This is a genomic window from Pimelobacter simplex (genome assembly GCF_024662235.1).
GTDB lineage: Bacteria > Actinomycetota > Actinomycetes > Propionibacteriales > Nocardioidaceae > Nocardioides.
In genome coordinates this window covers 4466619-4484015 of record NZ_CP096276.1, presented here as the reverse complement: position 1 = coordinate 4484015, position 17397 = coordinate 4466619, and the positions used below count along the sequence as shown (strand labels likewise).

Annotated in this window: 22 protein-coding genes; 9 read left to right on the top strand and 13 right to left on the bottom strand. The window is 73.6% G+C overall.

The genetic code is table 11. The annotated features are described in order from the left end of the window. The first annotated feature begins 2 nt into the window (after positions 1-2). Positions 3-809, top strand: coding sequence for an SDR family NAD(P)-dependent oxidoreductase (locus tag M0M48_RS22050; RefSeq protein ID WP_257752756.1), 807 nt, complete (start codon positions 3-5; stop codon positions 807-809). Here M0M48_RS22050 and M0M48_RS22045 read toward each other — a convergent pair. Continuing rightward, positions 796-3624 (bottom strand): FAD-binding and (Fe-S)-binding domain-containing protein, encoded by a 2829-nt coding sequence (locus M0M48_RS22045; RefSeq protein WP_257752755.1) that lies wholly within the window; start codon positions 3622-3624, stop codon positions 796-798. The genes M0M48_RS22050 and M0M48_RS22045 overlap by 14 nt on opposite strands. An 81-nt stretch (positions 3625-3705) precedes the next feature. Here M0M48_RS22045 and M0M48_RS22040 point away from each other — a divergent pair, with 81 nt between their 5' ends. Both M0M48_RS22040 and M0M48_RS22035 read left to right on the top strand, forming a co-directional pair. Further along, positions 3706-4761 carry an LLM class F420-dependent oxidoreductase gene (locus tag M0M48_RS22040; RefSeq protein ID WP_252372715.1) on the top strand — a complete coding sequence of 352 codons (1056 nt, stop codon included), beginning with the start codon at positions 3706-3708 and terminating at the stop codon, positions 4759-4761. Next, complete coding sequence (locus M0M48_RS22035; protein WP_257752754.1) at positions 4758-5573, top strand: crotonase/enoyl-CoA hydratase family protein; 816 nt, start codon at positions 4758-4760, stop codon at positions 5571-5573. The genes M0M48_RS22040 and M0M48_RS22035 overlap by 4 nt, the downstream gene beginning before the upstream one ends. Here M0M48_RS22035 and M0M48_RS22030 read toward each other — a convergent pair. From M0M48_RS22030 to M0M48_RS22015, 4 genes are all read right to left on the bottom strand, one after another. Continuing rightward, entirely contained in the window at positions 5560-5880 is a 321-nt protein-coding gene (locus tag M0M48_RS22030; RefSeq protein ID WP_257752753.1) for a DUF4031 domain-containing protein, read from the bottom strand. The two genes, M0M48_RS22035 and M0M48_RS22030, sit on opposite strands and share 14 nt — an antisense overlap. A 19-nt stretch (positions 5881-5899) precedes the next feature. Further along, positions 5900-6430 (bottom strand): C40 family peptidase, encoded by a 531-nt coding sequence (locus M0M48_RS22025; RefSeq protein ID WP_215812483.1) that lies wholly within the window; start codon positions 6428-6430, stop codon positions 5900-5902. 317 nt (positions 6431-6747) lie between these two features. Then, the gene (locus M0M48_RS22020) at positions 6748-7413 is read right to left on the bottom strand and encodes a hypothetical protein (RefSeq protein WP_257752752.1); all 666 of its coding nucleotides are present in this window, start codon (positions 7411-7413) and stop codon (positions 6748-6750) included. Between the two features lie 110 nt (positions 7414-7523). After that, positions 7524-8963 carry a glyceraldehyde-3-phosphate dehydrogenase gene (locus tag M0M48_RS22015; RefSeq protein ID WP_215812485.1) on the bottom strand — a complete coding sequence of 480 codons (1440 nt, stop codon included), beginning with the start codon at positions 8961-8963 and terminating at the stop codon, positions 7524-7526. Between the two features lie 345 nt (positions 8964-9308). Between M0M48_RS22015 and corA the strand changes: the two genes are divergently transcribed. After that, complete coding sequence (corA, locus tag M0M48_RS22010) at positions 9309-10460, top strand: magnesium/cobalt transporter CorA (RefSeq protein WP_257752751.1); 1152 nt, start codon at positions 9309-9311, stop codon at positions 10458-10460. Between the two features lie 10 nt (positions 10461-10470). On the opposite strand, the gene M0M48_RS22005 is transcribed toward corA, so the two are convergent. Continuing rightward, positions 10471-10968, bottom strand: a complete 498-nt coding sequence (locus M0M48_RS22005) for a VOC family protein (protein ID WP_257752750.1) — start codon at positions 10966-10968, stop codon at positions 10471-10473. A 50-nt stretch (positions 10969-11018) separates the two neighbouring features. Between M0M48_RS22005 and M0M48_RS22000 the strand changes: the two genes are divergently transcribed. Beyond that, a complete protein-coding gene (locus tag M0M48_RS22000; RefSeq protein WP_215812488.1) occupies positions 11019-11498 on the top strand; it encodes a MarR family winged helix-turn-helix transcriptional regulator in 480 nt (159 codons plus the stop codon). Between the two features lie 15 nt (positions 11499-11513). On the opposite strand, the gene M0M48_RS21995 is transcribed toward M0M48_RS22000, so the two are convergent. The 6 genes from M0M48_RS21995 to M0M48_RS21970 all read right to left on the bottom strand — a co-directional run bounded on the left by M0M48_RS21995 (position 11514) and on the right by M0M48_RS21970 (position 15217). Beyond that, positions 11514-13043 (bottom strand): FAD-dependent oxidoreductase, encoded by a 1530-nt coding sequence (locus M0M48_RS21995; RefSeq protein ID WP_257752748.1) that lies wholly within the window; start codon positions 13041-13043, stop codon positions 11514-11516. Positions 13044-13062: 19 nt separating this feature from the next. Further along, on the bottom strand, positions 13063-13494 hold the full coding sequence (locus tag M0M48_RS21990) for a VanZ family protein (protein ID WP_215812490.1): 432 nt from the start codon (positions 13492-13494) through the stop codon (positions 13063-13065). Between the two features lie 94 nt (positions 13495-13588). Continuing rightward, the gene (ykgO, locus tag M0M48_RS21985) at positions 13589-13711 is read right to left on the bottom strand and encodes a type B 50S ribosomal protein L36 (protein WP_038676430.1); all 123 of its coding nucleotides are present in this window, start codon (positions 13709-13711) and stop codon (positions 13589-13591) included. Then, positions 13708-13896, bottom strand: coding sequence for a 50S ribosomal protein L32 (rpmF, locus tag M0M48_RS21980; RefSeq protein WP_038676431.1), 189 nt, complete (start codon positions 13894-13896; stop codon positions 13708-13710). Before rpmF ends, ykgO begins: the two co-directional genes overlap by 4 nt. Further along, complete coding sequence (locus tag M0M48_RS21975; RefSeq protein WP_257752747.1) at positions 13896-14960, bottom strand: GTP-binding protein; 1065 nt, start codon at positions 14958-14960, stop codon at positions 13896-13898. Before M0M48_RS21975 ends, rpmF begins: the two co-directional genes overlap by 1 nt. Next, positions 14957-15217 (bottom strand): type B 50S ribosomal protein L31, encoded by a 261-nt coding sequence (locus tag M0M48_RS21970; protein ID WP_257752746.1) that lies wholly within the window; start codon positions 15215-15217, stop codon positions 14957-14959. The genes M0M48_RS21975 and M0M48_RS21970 overlap by 4 nt, the downstream gene beginning before the upstream one ends. A 59-nt stretch (positions 15218-15276) precedes the next feature. Here M0M48_RS21970 and rpmB point away from each other — a divergent pair, with 59 nt between their 5' ends. From rpmB to M0M48_RS21950, 4 genes are read left to right on the top strand one after another with little or no spacing between them, the layout of a single operon-like run. Then, positions 15277-15510: a 50S ribosomal protein L28 gene (rpmB, locus tag M0M48_RS21965; protein ID WP_215812494.1), complete on the top strand. Its 234-nt coding sequence runs from the start codon at positions 15277-15279 to the stop codon at positions 15508-15510. Beyond that, positions 15510-15680 carry a 50S ribosomal protein L33 gene (rpmG, locus tag M0M48_RS21960; RefSeq protein ID WP_215812495.1) on the top strand — a complete coding sequence of 57 codons (171 nt, stop codon included), beginning with the start codon at positions 15510-15512 and terminating at the stop codon, positions 15678-15680. Before rpmB ends, rpmG begins: the two co-directional genes overlap by 1 nt. 3 nt (positions 15681-15683) lie before the next feature. Continuing rightward, positions 15684-15989, top strand: coding sequence for a 30S ribosomal protein S14 (gene rpsN, locus M0M48_RS21955; protein ID WP_257752745.1), 306 nt, complete (start codon positions 15684-15686; stop codon positions 15987-15989). Positions 15990-16026: 37 nt separating this feature from the next. Then, entirely contained in the window at positions 16027-16314 is a 288-nt protein-coding gene (locus M0M48_RS21950) for an HU family DNA-binding protein (RefSeq protein ID WP_257752744.1), read from the top strand. On the opposite strand, the gene M0M48_RS21945 is transcribed toward M0M48_RS21950, so the two are convergent. Then, positions 16304-17344: a CobW family GTP-binding protein gene (locus M0M48_RS21945; RefSeq protein ID WP_257752743.1), complete on the bottom strand. Its 1041-nt coding sequence runs from the start codon at positions 17342-17344 to the stop codon at positions 16304-16306. The two genes, M0M48_RS21950 and M0M48_RS21945, sit on opposite strands and share 11 nt — an antisense overlap. Between the last annotated feature and the right edge of the window lie 53 nt (positions 17345-17397).

Genomic DNA, 17397 nt, shown 5'->3' with positions numbered 1-17397 from the left:
GCGTGAACGCCGGCGACGCCGGTCGCGCCGTCGTCACCGGTGCCGGCGCCGGCTCGATCGGCCGCGCCGTCGCCGACGCGCTGACGGCGGCCGGCTGGGAGGTCACCACCACGACGCGGGCGACGCTCGACCTCACCGACCGTGGGTCGGTCGCGGCCTTCGCCGCGGCGTACGCCGAGCGGTCGGACCGGCTCGACCTCCTGGTCAACAGCGCCGGCATCCACCTCGACCTCGGGTCGCGGTGGAAGGAACCGCAGCTCGTCGACGGGCACGAGGTGCACTGGCGGACCAACTACCTCGGCACCGTCGACCTCACCACCGCGCTGCTGCCGCTGCTGCTCGCGGCTCCTGAGCCGACCGTCCTGCACGTCGTCTCGCAGCTCCACGAGCGCGGCACCACCGACCGGCTCCTGGGCGAGGACGCGCCGTACGACTCGTGGGCGGCGTACGGCACCTCCAAGCTCGGCCTCGTCCACCACGCGGCCCTCCTCGCCGCCCAGTACGGCGACCAGGGCCTCCGCGCGCTGGCGGCCCACCCCGGCGCGGTGTCGACCAACATCGCCGACCGCGGCCTGGAGACCCGCCCGCTGCTGCGCCGCCTCCGTCGGCTCGCGCTGCCCCTGGAGCGGCGCAGCCTGATGTCCCCGGCCGCGTCGGCCGAGCACCTGGTCCGGATCGCGACCGACCCCGCGGCGGCGTCGGGCTACTACCGCAAGAGCCGTCCGGTCGAGCCGTCCGAGGCCGCGCGTGACGAGGACGCCCGCGCCGCGCTGGACGTGCGGACGCAGGAGTGGCTCAGCGCCCGCTGACCCCGCGCGCGAGCAGCTCGGCGAGGTGCACCGGCGCCTCGTCGGGCGCGAGCTCGCCCACCTGGGTCCGGCACGAGAAGCCGTCGGCCAGCACGACCCGCCGGGCCTCGCCCGCCGAGGCGCGAAGGGCCGGGAGGAGGTTCTGCTCGGCGACCGCGACGGATACCTCGTAGTGCCCCTGCTCGACGCCGAAGTTGCCGGCCATGCCGCAGCAGCCGGCCACGGCCTCGACCTGGGCGCCGGCCTTCTCGAGCAGCGTCCGGTCGGCGTTCCAGCCCATCACCGCGTGGTGGTGGCAGTGCGGCTGGGCGACGATGCGGACGCCCCTGAGGTCCGGCGGGGTCCAGTCCGGGGCCTTCGCGAGCGCCTCGGCCAGGGTCAGGGTCGCGGCGGCGACGGCGTCGGAGTCCGGTCCCGGGACCAGCTCGCGCAGCTCGTGGCGCAGCACGGCGGTGCAGGACGGCTCGATCCCGACGATCGGTACGCCGGCCCGGGCGTCGGCGGCGAGGGCGTCGACCATGCCCCGCATCCGCTTCGCCGCGCCGTCGAGCTGGCCGGTGCTGATCCACGGCAGCCCGCAGCACTCCTGCTGCCGGGTGATCCGCGGGTCGTACCCGGCCGCGCGCAGCACCTCGACCGCCGCATCGGCGACCTGGGGCGCGAAGTGGTTGGTGAAGGAGTCCACGAAGAGCACGACGGGCGTGCCGGTGCCCGCGGCGCCGCCGAACGTACGCCGGAAGGTGCGCCGCGCGAATGCCGGCATCCGGCGCCGGGTGTCGACGCCCGCCGCCTTGAGCGCGACCTTGCGCAGCGGCCCGACGTCCATCGACCGGTTGGCGAAGCGCGGCATCGCCGAGCCGACCTTGGCCCAGCGCGGCAGCCAGCCGACCGAGTAGTGCGAGCGCGGCCGGATCTTGCGCTTGTAGGTCTGGTGCAGCACCTCGGCCTTGTACGACGCCATGTCGGTGCCGGTCGGGCAGTCGGAGGCGCAGCCCTTGCAGGCCAGGCAGAGGTCGAGCGCGTCGTGCACCGCGGGGGAGCCCCACGACACGTCGCTGTCGCCGTTGACGATCTCCTGGAGCAGCCGGGCGCGGCCGCGCGTGCTGTGGATCTCCTCCTTCGTCGCTTGGTACGACGGGCACATCACGCCGCCCGAGCCGCTGTTGTCGGCGCGGCACTTGCCCACGCCGGTGCAGCGGTGCACCGCCTGGCCGAAGTCCCCGCCGTCGTCGGCGTAGGCGAACGCGAGCCCCTTGGTCAGCCGCGTCGTCGAGGAGTAGCGCAGGTCGTCGGTGCTCGACGCCGCGTCGACGAGGATGCCGGGGTTGAGCACCTCGGTCGGGTCGAAGAGGTCCTTGACCGCGGCCATCAGGCCGAGCGCGCGGGGGGAGTACATCCGCGGCAGCAGGTCGCTGCGGGCCCGGCCGTCGCCGTGCTCGCCCGAGAGCGAGCCGCCGAGCGAGGTGACGAGGTCGGCCGCCTCCTCGAGGAAGGCGCGGAAGCGGTCGGCGCCGTCGGGCCGGGCGAACGGGAAGTCCATCCGCACGTGCAGGCAGCCCTCGCCGAAGTGGCCGAACGGCATCGCGGTCAGCTCGTGCGCGGAGAGCAGGCCCTCGAAGGCGGTGAGGTACTCGCCCAGGCGCTCGGGCGGCACGGCGGAGTCCTCCCAGCCGGCCCAGGCCGGCTTGCCGGACGGCGCCCGCCCGGCGAGGCCGGCCCCGTCGGCGCGGATCTTCCAGAGCCGGTCGGCCGTGCGCGGGTCGTCGACGACGAGCGCGGAGACGCCGAGGCCCGCCGCGGCGAGCTGGTCCGCGCGGCGTCGTACGTCATCGGGGTCGTCGCCGGAGAGCTCGACGAACATCCAGGCGTCGCCGGCCGGCAGCGGCGGGACGGCGTCGGGACCCCGCCGCTCGCGGATCACGTCGACGATGCGCCGGTCGAGGCCCTCGCACGCCGACGGCTCGAACGCGAGCACCTCGGTCGTCGCGTAGCCCGCGGTCGGGAAGTCGGGGAAGCCCAGCACGATCATCAGCGACGCCTTCGGCGCCCGGACCAGCCGCACGGTGGCCTCGGTGAGCACGGCGAGCGTGCCCTCGGAGCCGACCAGCGCGCGGGTCAGGTCGAAGCCGCGCTCGGGCACGAGGTGGTCGAGCGCGAGGCCCGAGACGTGCCGGCCGAACGTGCCGAACTCGGTGCGCACCGTGCCCAGGTCGTCGGCGACCAGCCCGCGCAGTCGGTCGAGGACGTCGGAGCCCTCGGCGCTGGCGACCGGCTTGCCCGCGGCGTCGTACCCGGTGACGAGGGGGGTGCCGTCGGCGAGCAGCCCGCGCAGGCCGCGCACGTTGTGCGAGGTGCGTCCGTAGGCCAGCGAGCGCGCGCCGCACGCGTCGTTGCCGATCATCCCGCCGATGGTGCAGCGGGTGCTGGTCGACGGGTCGGGCCCGAACTTCAGCCCGTGGCCGGCGACGGCCTTCTGCAGTGCGGCCTGCACGACGCCCGGCTGGACGACGGCGGTCTCGGCCTCGACGTCGACCGAGACGACCTGGTTGAGGTGCCGGCTGAAGTCGACGACCACGCCGGGCCCGATCGCGTTGCCCGCGACCGACGTACCGGCGCCGCGGGCGGTGAGAGTCAGGCCCTCCGCACGGGCCGCGGCGAGGATCGCGGCGACCTCGTCGGCCGAGCGCGGGAACGCGACGGCGACCGGGGGGACGCGGTAGAGCGAGGCGTCGGACGAGTAGGCACCGAGGACCGCGGCGTCGTCGCTGACGTCGCCCGCTCCGTGGCGCTGGAGCAGGTGAGCGATGCCGGACACGCACTGAAATCTAGTGGGTCGGGTCCGCGGGCTACGCTCCCGTCCCAGGTCCCGGCAATCGCTCGACAACCTGGAGGCGTGATGCGGCTCGGCATGATCATCGACTACTCGGGCGGTTTCGCCGAGACCGTGGAGCTCCTCCAGGAGTACGAGCGCAACGGCCTCGACCTGGTCGCGATGCCCGAGGCCTACTCGTTCGACGCGGTCAGCCAGCTCGGCTACATCGCGGCCAAGACCGACCGGCTCGAGCTGATGTCGGCGATCTTCCAGATCTACACCCGCACCCCGTCGCTGACCGCGATGACGGCCGCGGGCCTCGACTTCGTCTCCGACGGCCGGTTCACCCTCGGCCTCGGCGCCAGCGGGCCCCAGGTCATCGAGGGCTTCCACGGCGTCAAGTACGACGCCCCGCTCGGCCGCACCCGCGAGGTGATCGAGGTCTGCCGCCAGGTGTGGCGCCGCGAGCCGGTCGAGTTCGAGGGCAAGTACTACGACATCCCGCTGACCAAGGACAAGGGCGGCTCGGGCCTCGGCAAGCCGCTCAAGATCATCAACCGCCCAGTGCGCTCGGAGATCCCGATCTCGGTCGCCGCGCTCGGCCCCAAGAACGTCGCGCTCGTCGCCGAGCTGGCCAACGGCTGGCAGCCGCTGTTCTTCCACCCGGCCAAGCGCGACCTGGCCTGGGGCGAGCCCCTGGCCGAGGGCTTCGCGCGGCGCGATCCCGCGCTCGGCGAGCTCGACATCCAGCTCCAGATCCACTACCACCTGGGCGAGCCGCCGGCCGAGGCCGTGCAGGCGGTGCGCAACCAGCTCGCGCTCTACATCGGCGGCATGGGCGCGCGCGACAAGAACTTCTACAACCAGCTCGCCTGCCGCTACGGCTACGAGGCCGAGGCCAAGGAGATCCAGGACCGCTACCTGGCGGGCGACAAGGCCGCGGCGGCGGCCGCCGTACCGGACGAGCTGGTGGAGGCGGTCACCCTGATGGGCGACGAGGACTCCGTCCGGCGCCAGGTCGGCGAGTTCCACGCGGCCGGCGTCCGCACGTTCCTGCTCAACCCGCTCGCCGCGGGCGACGCGGAGCGGGTCGCCCAGGTGCGCCGGCTCTCCGAGATCGTCACGGAGGTCACCGCATGAGCGAGCCCCGCTTCACCCTCACCCGCGACGGAGCCGTCGCCACCGTCGGTCTGGCCGGACCCGGCGGCAAGGCGGTCATGGACGACGCCTTCTTCGCCGAGCTGGCCGCGACCTTCGCCGACCTCGACGCCGACGACAGCGTGCGCGCCGTCGTCCTGGCGGGCGCGGGCGACCACTTCTCCTACGGCCTCGACCTGGGCGCCGCGGCCGGCACCTTCGCGCCGCTGCGCAGCGCGACCCACGCCGGCGCCCGCCAGGAGCTCCTCGCGCTGGTCCGGCGCTGGCAGGGCGCCCTCGACGTCGTCGCGGGCCTGCGCAAGCCGACGGTCGCCGCGGTCACCGGGTGGTGCATCGGCGGCGGTGTCGACCTCGCCGTCGCCTGCGACGTCCGGATCGCCTCGGCCGACGCCGTCTTCAGCGTCCGCGAGGCCAAGGTCGGCATCGTCGCCGACCTCGGCAGCCTCCAGCGCCTGGTCGGCGTCATCGGCGACGGCCACCTGCGCGAGCTCGCGCTCACCGGCGACGACGTGGACGCCGTACGCGCCGCGGAGCTCGGCCTGGTCAACCACGTGCACCCGACCGCCGCCGAGGCCCGGAGCGCCGCGGCCGACCTCGCGGCCCGGATGGCGGCCAACTCGCCGCTCGTCCTGCGCGGCATCAAGGACGTCCTCGACGCCGAGCGCGCGCCGCGGGTCGAGGCCGGCCTGCGCTACACGGCCGTGTGGAACGCCGCGTTCCTGCTCAGCGACGACCTCGACGAGGCGATGACCGCCTTCGTCGAGCGTCGTCCGCCGGAGTTCACCGGCCGCTGAGCTCCGCTCGCCCCGGGCCGGCGGCGTCCCGCTTCGCCCGGGTGATCGCCGCGACCGCCCGCCCGTAGCGGATCGGCCTCGCCCCCAGGGCGAGCGCCCGCTGCCGGGTCGGCTCGGTGACGTCGAAGTGCTCGCGGGCCGTGCCCGGCTTCTGGATCCAGCGCGCCTCGATGCCGAGCCGCTCGGCGAACGCGAGCAGCTCGCGCCGGCCGGCCTCGCCGGGCAGGTCCGAGAGCAGGTGCGACCAGACGCCGTCGACGGGGCCGACCACGGCCTCGAGCTGCATGTCGTCGACGTACACGGTCACACGGCGGACCCTACCGGGGTCAGCGCACGCGGCCGTAGAAGACCGAGCCGGTCCAGATCCGCTCCTTGCGGACCGGGACGCCGGGGCGCGAGGCGTGCCAGATCGTGTGGCTGCCGGCGTAGATGCCGACGTGGTAGACGTGGCCGCCGCTGGTGAAGAACACCAGGTCGCCGCGGCGCGGGTGCGCGATCCGGCGGGTGGCGCCGGCCTGGGCGCCCGAGGTGCGCGGCAGGCGCTTGCCGACCTGGCGGTAGGTCCACTGGACCAGGCCCGAGCAGTCGAAGGCGTTGGGGCCGGCGGCGCCGTAGCGGTACGGGTCGCCGGCGCGCGAGCGGGCCTTGGCGATGACGCGCTCACCGCGACGGGCGGCGAGGTGCGCGGCACGCTCGCCCTCGTCGACCTGGCGCTGGGTGCCGGCGTCGGTGGCGACACCGGAGGCGGACTCGAAGGTCTCGTTCGCGTGGGCCGAGGGCACCGTGACCAGGAACGCCGAGAGGGCGACCGGGACGAGGAGCAGGCGCGCGGCAGCGCGCGGCAGGGTGAAGGACATCGTGGTCTTTCGTCAGCGACGCCTGCGGAAGATGACCTGTCGGGCTTGGGCTGCTGGTGCCCCGGAACGAATCCTTCGCCCCCAGCCGGACCAGCGTGGTCCGGCGTACTGCTTGGGTCTCCCGTGCCCGCGCTCTCCTCATCGGTGTCGATGTCACCCTCCGTCGTGCGCGGGCCTCGGCGCGACGGGAGCGGCCTCCCGGACGGGAGGACGGACGATTCCACCGTGCTTGCAAGAGCAAGCGCAGTGGCCCGCGTCACGTAACGGGCGTGGGCATGCTCACGCCGCACCCGTGTAACACCCCGCGGGAGCAGGGCTCAGGACACGTGCGGGTCGGCGAGCAGGTACTGCACGAGACGCCCGTCGCGGTTGCGCTCGGGACGCACCGGGTCGGGCACCATCCGGCCCTCGGCGGTGTCCCAGAACCGGTCCACCCGGACGGCGACCCGGCGCGCGATGCGTCCGGGCACGCCCCGGTGGGGCAGGTAGGGGTGCGGCCGGGTCGGCCCCCGGCGCTCGGTCCGGTAGAGCCGCTCGGCCAACTCGTCGCAGCGCTCCGCGGCGGCCGTGCCCAGGTCGGTCACGAGCTGCGCCTCGAGCGTGCGCGTCCGGGCGAGCTCGCGGCCGACCTCCTCCCAGATCGAGTCCCACGGACGCCGTACGACGAACGTGGAGCCGTAGAGCTTGGCCTTGACCTGGCTCAGTGCGATCTCGAGCCGGCGGCACTGCTGGGCGAAGTCGTGGGCCCGCTCGCCGCCGTGGTCGAGGTGGTGGCGCGCGGCCGGCCCGAGCACCGCGTTGGCCGCGGAGAGGTGCCGGCTGGTGCTCGCCAGGAACGGGTCGGTGGCGGTCTGCCGGGCGCGGGGGCGGTCCCGGGTCGGGCGGCAGGAGGAAGCGCTGTGCATCCGCGCGTAGAGGACCGCGTGGGTCTGGATGACGGTGTCGGCCAAGGTGTCGACGCCGGACTCGTGGCGCTCGTTCATGGTTCCGGTCCCTTCGGTGGCTCCCCGGTGAGAGGGCCCCTCACAACCAGTGTGCGCCGGCCCACACCCCCACACAAGGGGCGCGGACCGGCGCCGGTGACCGGGTGCGGTCAGACCCGCGGGAGCGTCGTGTACTCGACGCCGCAGATGTACTGCACGGTGCGCAGCACCTGGCAGGAGTAGCCGAACTCGTTGTCGTACCAGACGTAGAGGATGGCCGAGTCCCCGTCGACGATCGAGGCGCCGCCGTCGACGATCGAGGCCGCGCGGGCGCCGATGAAGTCGGTGGACACCGCGTCCGAGGCGGTCGTGTAGTCGAGGTTGCGGGCCAGCGGGCCGGTCAGCGACGCCTTGCGCAGGTGGGCGTTGACCTCGTCGCGGGTGGTCTCGCGCTTGAGCTGCAGCGAGAGGATCGCGATCGAGACGTCCGGCGTGGGGACGCGGATCGAGTTGCCGGTGATCTTGGCGTCGAGGTCGGGCAGCACCTTGGCGACGGCCGAGGCGGCACCGGTCTCGGTGATGACCAGGTTGAGCGGCGCGGAGCGACCGCGGCGGTCGGCCTTGTGGAAGTTGTCGAGCAGGTTCTGGTCGTTGGTGAACGAGTGGACCGTCTCGACGTGGCCGCGGGTGATGCCGAACTCGTCCTCCATCGCCTTGAGCGGCGGGACGATCGCGTTGGTCGTGCAGGACGCGCACGAGAGCACCGTCTCGTCGAGGTCGACGTCGAGGTGGTTGACGCCGTGCACGATGTTGGGGACGTCGCCCTTGCCCGGCGCGGTCAGGAGCACCTTGGCGATGCCGGGGCGCAGGTGCTGCGAGAGACCCTCGCGGTCGCGCCAGATGCCGGTGTTGTCGATGAGGATGGCGTCGTCGATGCCGTACTCGGTGTAGTCGATCTCGGCGGGCGAGTTCGAGTAGATCACCTGGATCACGTTGCCGTTGGCGATGATCTGGTTCTTCTCCTCGTCGACCGTGATCGACCCGTTGAAGGCACCGTGGATCGAGTCGCGGCGCAGCAGCGAGGCGCGCTTCTTGAGGTCGTCGCCCTTGGCCTTGCGCACGACGACCGCGCGCAGGCGCAGGCCGTTGCCGGAGCCGGACTTCTCGACGAGCAGGCGCGCGACGAGGCGGCCGATCCGGCCGAAGCCGTAGAGGACGACGTCCTGCGGGCAGGGTGCCGGGCTCTTGTTGTCACCGGTCGCCTCGGCGAGCGCGGCGGCGGTGAACTCGGGGATCGACTGCGCACCGTCGGTGGCGCGGTAGGCCCGGATCAGCAGCGCGAGGTCGACCTTGGCGGCGCCGAGGTCGAGCGCGGCGATCGCCTCGAGGAAGGGGAAGGTGTCGACGACCGACAGCTCGACGCCGTCGATCTGGCGCGCGTAGCGGTGGGTCTTGAGGATGCTGATCACCGACTTGTTCACCAGCGAGCGGCTGTGCAGAAGGATCGTCACATCCTTCTCGCGGTGGAGCTTGCCGACGATGGGGATCATCGCCTCGGCCAGCTCTTCGTGGTGCTTCCAGCGAGTGAACTTGTCTTCGGTGGTGCTCAACGCTTCCCCTATGAACTGTCGACAAAAGCCGCTTGATGGTAGGCCCCCCGCCTGGGGCAAGGGCTAATCGGGCCGAGCGCTGGACGCGTGGATTCAGTCACAGCCGCGGCGCAGCGGCCCCGCGGGAGACCCTCGGCGGTTACCTCCGGGGCGATGCGCGGGCCTATGCTGACCCCGACCTCAGGAGTCCGGAGCGAGGAGGTGGTCGGCGATGGAAGGCCAACCTCCCAGTCGTACCCCCGCTCTGCTCGACCGTCCCTGAGGGTCCCGCTCGGTTCTGCGCTCGCTCGTGACCATGCGTCACGCCGGCGTCCGGGTGCGCCCTCCGCACCCTGAGGATGCCGCATGTCCGAGAACCGGTCCTTCAAGCCGATCCGCACCCTGACGGGTCGGGTACGACGCCTCCAGCTGCCCGCTGAGCCGACCCGCCCCACGTCCACCCCGGCCCCCCGCGACGACCGCCGCGGGCCCGACCGGGCGACCCTCGTCGACAGCGCCGTGTACGTCGACGGCGACCGGGTCGCCTCGCCGGCGACGCTGGCCGACAGCTTCAACGCGCTTCGCGAGAACGACGACGCCGTCGCCTGGATCGGGCTCTACCGCCCCGACCAGCACGACCTGGCCTCGCTGGCCGACGAGTTCGGCCTGCACGAGCTGGCCGTCGAGGACGCGATCCTGGCCCACCAGCGCCCCAAGATCGAGCGCTACGACGACACGCTGTTCGTCGTCCTGCGGGCCGCGCGCTACGTCGACGACCGCGAGGAGGTGGAGTTCGGCGAGGTGCACGTCTTCGTCGGGCGCGACTTCGTGGTCACCCTCCGGCACGCCGAGGCGCCCGACATCGCCGCGGTCCGCCGCCGCCTGGAGAGCAACCCGGACCTGCTCCGGCTCGGCCCCGAGGCCGTCCTGTACGCCGTCCTCGACCGGGTCGTCGACGGCTACCTGCCCGTCGTCGCGGGCCTCGAGAACGACATCGACGAGATCGAGACCGAGGTCTTCCGCGGCGACCCCGCCGTGTCCCGCCGCATCTACGAGCTCACCCGCGAGGTGATCGAGTTCCAGCGCGCGACCCGGCCGCTGGCCACCGTGCTGCGCCGGCTCACCGCGGGCTTCGCCAAGTACGGCACCGACGACGAGCTCCAGCGCTACCTGCGCGACGTCGACGACCACCTGACCCAGGTGATCGAGCAGGTCGACGGCTTCCGCCAGCTGCTGCGCGACATCATGACGGTCAACGCCACCCTCGTCGCCCAGCAGCAGAACGAGGAGATGAAGGCGCTCACCGAGGCCAGCCTCGACCAGAACGAGGAGGTCAAGCGGATCTCCGCCTGGGCCGCCATCCTGTTCGCGCCGACGCTCATCGGCACGGTCTACGGCATGAACTTCGACGAGATGCCCGAGCTGCACTGGCAGCTGGGCTACCCGTTCGCGCTGTTCCTGATGGCGATGGTCAGCCTCGGCCTGTACGGCGTCTTCCGGCGCCGCGGCTGGATCTAGGCCGCCCGGCTCACAGCACCTTGGTGCCGTACATCTCTCCGAGCGGGTCGGCGAGCAGCTCGAGGCGCTCGCCGTCCGGCCCGGGGAAGTACAGCGAGACCTTCGACTCCAGGTGGTAGTCGACGCCGGCGTCGTCGAGCTTGGCGCGCAGGTAGTCCCACTTCTCGCGGGTCACCGAGATCGCGAGGTGGTGGTGACCGCCGAGCACCTCGGCGTACGGCCCGAGGTCGAGGCCGGGCAGGGTGAAGAAGGCGAGCAGGTTGCCGGCGCCCACGTCGAAGAAGAAGTGGTCGGAGCCGGCGTAGTCGCGGTTCTCGAAGATCTCGGTCAGCGGGAACTCCAGGAGCCCCTGGTAGAAGTCGATCGTCCGCCGGACGTCGGACGAGAGCAGGGCGGCGTGGTGGATGCCGCGGGCGCTGCTCTCGGGCCGTTCGCCCTCGGGAGTGAGGTACTCCTTCTTGATGCGCTCGCGATCCTTGGTGATCGCGTCGAGGTCGATTGTTGCCATGTCAACCACCATCCTCTGAGATCGTGGATATGTCAACATTCTCGGCTAGAATGGGCCCCGTGAGTACGACGACGCGCTGGCTCGACGACGAGGAGACCCTGGCCTGGCGGGCCTGGGTCGACCTCAACGCCCAGCTGTCCGCGCGGCTCAACCGCGAGCTCCAGGCGGCCAGCGGGCTGTCGCTGTCCGACTACGAGATCCTCGTCGCGCTGACCGACCAGGACGTCCCCGACCGCTCGCTGCGGATGTTCGAGCTCGGCGAGCGGCTCCAGTGGGAGAAGAGCCGCGTCTCCAAGCAGGTCTCCCGCATGGAGGCGCGCGGCCTGGTCGAGCGTCGCCACTGCGCCGACGACCGGCGCGGCGCCTTCGTCGACCTGACCGACGCCGGCCTGGCCGCGATCTCCGCGGCCGCGCCGGGTCATGTCGCGCTCGTGCGCGAGCTGTTCTTCGAGGGGCTCAGCGGCGACCAGGTGCGCAGCCTGGGCCGGTTCGCGACGACCGTGCTCGAGCGGCTGGCCGCCGAGAGCTGAGCCGCCCGCGGCCCCTCAGCCCCGCAGGTCCTCGATCGCGAGCGAGGCGAACGTCATCGCCGCACCCAGCGGCGCCCCCGGCCCCGGGTACGCCGACCCGAACACCGACGCCGTCGAGTTGCTGGCCGCGTAGAGCCCGGGGATCGGCGCGCCCGTCTCGTCGAGCACACGCGCGCTCGCGTCGGTGACCAGGCCGCCCTTGGTGCCCAGGTCGGAGAGCACGATCTTCGCCGCCGTGTACGGCCCCTGGTCGAGCGGCACCAGCGCCTTGTTGGGGGAGCCGGCGGAGGCGAAGAAAGTGTCGTACTCGTCCTCGCCGCGGCCGAAGTCCTCGTCCTTGCCGTTGTCGGCGAAGGCGTTGAAGCGCGCGACGGTCGCGGTGAGCGCCGCGGGGTCGAGCCCGGTCCGGGCGGCCAGCTCCTCGATGGTCGCGGCCTCGACCCACGTGCCGGCGGCGAGGTGCTCGGCCCGCTCGCCCTCGGGCATCGCGATCGCCGGGAGCCGGCCCTCCTCGCGGCTGTCGAAGACGAACCAGGACGGCGTCCGCTCGGGCGCCTGCGCCATCACCCGGCCGAAGCGGTCGTAGGGGAGGCACTCGTTGCCGTAGCGCTGCCCGGTCTGGTCGACGACGAGCCCGCCGCGGAAGCCGAGCGTGAACGCGCCGCTGCCGTCGGGCTGGAGCAGGCCCGGGCAGAACCAGCCCTCGCCGGACCAGTCGGTGGCCGCGCCGATCGCGGCGGCCGCGTCGATCACCTCGCCGGTGTTGGTGCCGCGCGGGGCCATCGACCACGCGGTGCGGCCGGGCGTGCCGTGCTCGGCACGCCGCTCGGGGCTGCCCTCGAACCCGCCGGCCGCGATGAGCACGCCGCGCCGGGCCCGGACCTCGGCAGGGCCGTCGGGGCCGTCGTACCGGACGGTGGTGAGGCGGCCGTCGGCGTCGCGCTCGAAGCCGGTCACCGAGCACGAGGTCGCGATCGTGCCGCCCTCGCGGGCGGTGATCGCCGCGAGCCGGGCGATGAGCGCCTGGCCGCCCGACAGTGTCGAGCGGCCCGGTCGGCCGGCCCGGTCGCGCTCGACCGGCGGGCGCAGGATCGCGGTGACCGCGGGGTCGAGCTCGTCGCGGCGGATGCTCTTGGGCTGGATGGAGCGGCCCATGGGGACCCGGCCGGGCGCGTCGTAGTACTCCGAGAACGGGATCCACTCGAGCTCCATGAGCGGGTCCGCCTCGAGCTGCTCGACGAGCCGCGGGGCCTGTGCGAGCAGCGCCTCGACGCGCTCCTGGTCGGGGTCGTCGAGGACGGCGGCGAGATAGGCCCGCGCGCCCTCGGTCGAGTCCGGCAGCCCGGCCCGCTGCTGCACCTGGGTGCCGGGCAGCCAGCAGGCGCCGCCGGAGTAGGCGGAGGTCCCGCCGATCAGCGGGGTCCGCTCCAGGACCAGCGTGCTCAGCCCGGCGGTGGCTGCCAGGGCCGCTCCGGTCAGGGCGCCGCCGCCCGACCCGACCACCACGACGTCGTACTCCGGCTGGAGGGGTGCGCTCTCGCTCATGGCGAAACGATAACGCGTTCTAGTTTGCTCGGACGGCGGTCCGCCCACTGGGTCGGCGGGGCCGGCGGACCCGGCTGATCGGCGCGGCCAGGATCGCACCGATCAGCCCGCCCAGCCCGTTGTGCCAGACGTCGGCCAGGGTCGGCACCCGGCTCGGGAAGAACTGCTGCTGGGCCAGCTCGATGCACGCCGAGGCGAGCACGGTCAGCGCCGCCGCGAGCAGGGGGCGCCCGAGCACGATCGCGAGCAGGAAGCCGGCCGGCACGAACAGCGCGACATTGGCCAGCGCCTCGGTCTGGTCCCAGCTCAGCCGGCCGCCGCTGGCGACGTCCGCCGCGTCCCAGCCGAGGTCGAACGCCCAGCGCCCCGCCGACGGATCGGCCAGGGTGAGCCGGGCGACGACGACCGAGTAGCAGACGAGCAGGGCGGCGGCGACGGGACGGCGGATCATGCTCTCGACGCTAGGCACGCCCGTCGGCCCACCCCTCGGTCTCGGGTGCCGATCGGCGGTACCCGAGGACCGAATCGGCCGGCCGGTCGCCGGGTCAGCCCTGGCGGGCCTTCATCCGCGGGTTCTGCTTGTTGATCACGTACGTCCGGCCGCGCCGTCGTACGACCTGGGCGCCGGGCTGCTTCTTGAGCGAGCGCAGCGAGTTGCGCACCTTCATCGCGGGATCCTCCTTCCCGTGCTCGGGTCGACCAGCCCGGCGTGCACCGCCGCCGCGAGGCGCCGGGGCACCCGGTGGGTGCGGCCGTCGACGACGACCGGGACCAGGTCGGGGGCAGCGGCCTTCCACTGCGCCCGGCGGTGCCGGGTGTTGCTGCGCGACGTACGCCGCTTGGGGACCGCCATCACGCCGCCTTCCGGATCGGGCCGAGCCACGGCTCGAAGCCGTCCTCGGTGTCGGCGTGAGCGCCGGACTCGCCGGCGTCCACGAGCAGGTCCGCGAACGCCGGGCGCAGGTGGTCGGGTGCGACGCCGACGCCGGTCGCCACGATCCGGGTGAACGGGCGCCGGGTGCCCCACGACCCGTGGTCGCCGATGCTCAGCTGGCCGCCGGCGCCGTCCCACTCCAGCACCCGGCCGGGGCGGGTGGGCAGCCAGAAGCAGCCGCGCGAGCGGTGCGCGCCCGCGCCGAGGCGCTCGAGCGACTCCAGGAGCCGCTCGGGGTGGAAGGGCTGGAGCGACTGCAGGTCGAGCTGCCAGACCCCCTCGGCCGGGACGACGGGCAGCGCGTCGGTCCGGACCGGGCTGGTCCAGGCCTCGGTCCGGGAGTGCTGGTGCAGCCGCCCGAGCAACGTCTCGCCGCCGAGCCGGTGCACGCCGTCCACGACCGCCGCGTCGGGGCGGGCGAGGCTGCGGACCAGACCGGCGGCGACCGGGGCGAACGTGTCGTCCAGGGCCACCACGTCGGCGTGCTCGATCATCGCGGCGAGCACCTCGCCCACGCCGCGCCGGTCGTCGTGCGCGCAGTGGTGCCCGCGGTCGGCCAGCAGGTCGTCGCCGAGCAGGTCGCGGACCGGGTGCTGCCCGGCGACCGCGGTGACGACGGCCGAGACGCGCAGGAACCGGGCCAGCCGGGTGTCCCAGGTCAGTGCCGCGCACAGGTGCGCGGCCTCCGCGCCGACCGGCAGGTGGGCCACGATGCTGTGCCAGCGCCCGTCGCGGGCCAGGCGCTCCAGCGTGGGCAGGATGTCCTCGCGGATCGCGCAGCTGACGCACGCGTGCTCGAGCAGGGTCTCGTGGGTCTCGATCACGCCGGACAGGTCGCTGACCGTGCGGGTGAGCACCCCGCGCTCGACGTCGATGGTGTGCCGGCACGCGACCGCACCGGGCAGGTCGAACTGCAGCCCGACCATCGTCGTGGCCATCGCGTCGGGGTCCACCCCCGCGAGCAGGACGACGGGAACCCTCATCGGCCCGCCGCCCGCCCGTACCGCCGCTCGAACGCCTCGACCCGGCCCTCGCTGTCGAGGACCCGGCCCTGGCCGGTCCAGAACGGGTGGCTGTGCATGCTCACGTCCACGTCGACGACCGGGTACGCCGCCCCGTCGATCTCGACCGTGGTGCCGTCGGCGCGGGCGGCGAGGGTCGATCCGGTGAGCACCAGGTCGCCGGTCGCGCGGTCGCGGAAGGCGACGGGTCCGTAGTCGGGGTGGATGCCCTTCCTCATGGCTTGCTCCTTAGATTAGAATGAGAATCGTTCTCAATCATACGACAGGAAGGAAGCGGATGTCATCGCTGTGCCAGGTGACCGGGGCGCGACCCGTGTTCGGCAACCGGGTGTCCCACTCGCACCGCCGGACCCGGCGTCGTTTCGACGTCAACCTCCAGCGCAAGCGCTACTGGGTGCCGTCGCTCGGACGGCACGTCACGCTGCGGGTCTCGGCCCGCGGCATCAAGACCATCGACCAGCGGGGGATCGAGGCCGTCGTGGCCGACCTCCGCGCACGAGGGGAGATCTGATGGCGAAGAGGGGATCCGACGTCCGGCCGATCGTGAAGCTGCGCTCGACCGCGGGCACCGGCCACACCTACGTCACCCGCAAGAACCGCCGCAACGACCCGGACCGGCTGACGCTACGCAAGTACGACCCGGTCGTCCGGCGCCACGTCGAGTTCCGCGAGGAGCGCTGAGGGGTGGCCAAGCAGAGCAAGATCGCTGCCGAGGCGCGCCGCCGCGCCACCGTCGTCCGGTACGCCGAGCGGCGGGCCGCGCTCAAGGACCAGGTCCGTGCGGCCGAGCCCGGCTCGGCCGAGCTCGCCGCGGCCGTCGCGGCGCTCGCCCGGCTGCCGCGCGACGCCTCGCCGACCCGGCTGCGCAACCGCGACCAGGTCGACGGCCGCCCGCGCGGCTACCTGCGCAAGGCCGGGCTGTCCCGCATCCGGTTCCGGGAGCTCGCCCACCGCGGCGAGCTGCCGGGCATCACGAAGTCCAGCTGGTGAGCGACCCGCTCCACCGCCCGACCCCGAGGAGAGAACCATGAACCGCAACCAGCTCATCGACCACGTCGCCCGCACCGCCGGCCTCGACGCCGCCACCGCGACGGCCGCCGTCGCCGCCGCGCTCGACGCCGTCGTGACGGCGGTCGCCGCGGGCGAGCAGGTCCGGATCGCCGAGTTCGGCACGTTCGAGGCCCGCGAGCGCTCGGCCCGTCAGGGCCGCAACCCGCAGACCGGGGAGCCGATCGAGATCGCCGCGACCACCGCGCCGGCCTTCCGGGCGGCGAGCGCCTTCCGGGCGCGCGTGGCCGCGGGAGCTAGCCGCTGAGCCGGCGCAGCCGCTCCAGCCGCCGGCGACCGTCCGGGTCCGGTTCGGTCGCCGGCACCAGCGCCGCCGCGAGCCGGGCCCGGGCCGCGTCGGCGTCCAGACCCATCCCGATCGCGACCAGCTCGCCGCCGTCGGGCGGGGTCGGGAGCGCGGCCACGTGGAGCTGACGGCCGACGACATTGACGACATAGCCCTTGGTGCGGCCGGGCTCGGTCGCGATCGCGAGCGTGCCCTTCATCCGGTAGGCCGCCGCCGGCGGGTCCTCGAGCAGGTCGACCACCCGGCCGGGGTCGACCGGCCCCTCGACCCGGTAGGACGCCGACGCCGCGTGGCCGTGCTCGTGGTCGTGCTCGTCCTCGTGGTGGTGCTGCGCCCGCTCGGCCCGCAGCAGCGCCCCGAGCGGCAGCTGGTCCGGCGGGTCCTCGCTCATCGCGACGTCGTGGACGAGCGCCGGGTCGATCCGCGCGCCCGACGTACGGACCACGTGCACGGTCGGGTTCACCTCGCGCACCCGCGCCTCGATCGCGGCGAGCGTCGCCTCGCGCTCGGCCTCCGGGAGCAGGTCGCACTTGTTGAGCACGACGAGCGTGGCCACCGCGAACCGCGCGGGCGGCATCCCGCCGTCGTCGAGCGTCGCGAAGTACTCGACCGTGTCGACCACGTCGATCACGCCCCCGGGCCGGACCCGCGCGACCGGGCTCGCCGCGATCATCTGCGCGAGCGCCCCCGGCTCGGCCAGCCCGCTCGCCTCGACCACGATCGCGTCGAGCGCGAGCCGCGGCTGGCTGAGCTTGTCCAGCGCGGCGTCGAGCCCGGAGACGTCCTCCAGGCAGCACAGGCAGCCGCCCGCGATCGACGCCGGTTCGTCGACCTGCCCGGTGACCAGGCCGGCGTCGACGTTGATGTCGCCGAAGTCGTTGACGATCACGCCGATCCGCGCGCCCGGTCGCTGGAGCAGGCGGTTGAGCAGGGTCGTCTTGCCGGCGCCGAGGTGGCCGGTCAGGGCGGTGACGGGGACGCGGGCGCTCACCCGGCCCATTGTCCCGGACGGTTCCACCGCGCCGGACGGCATACCCGTGCGAC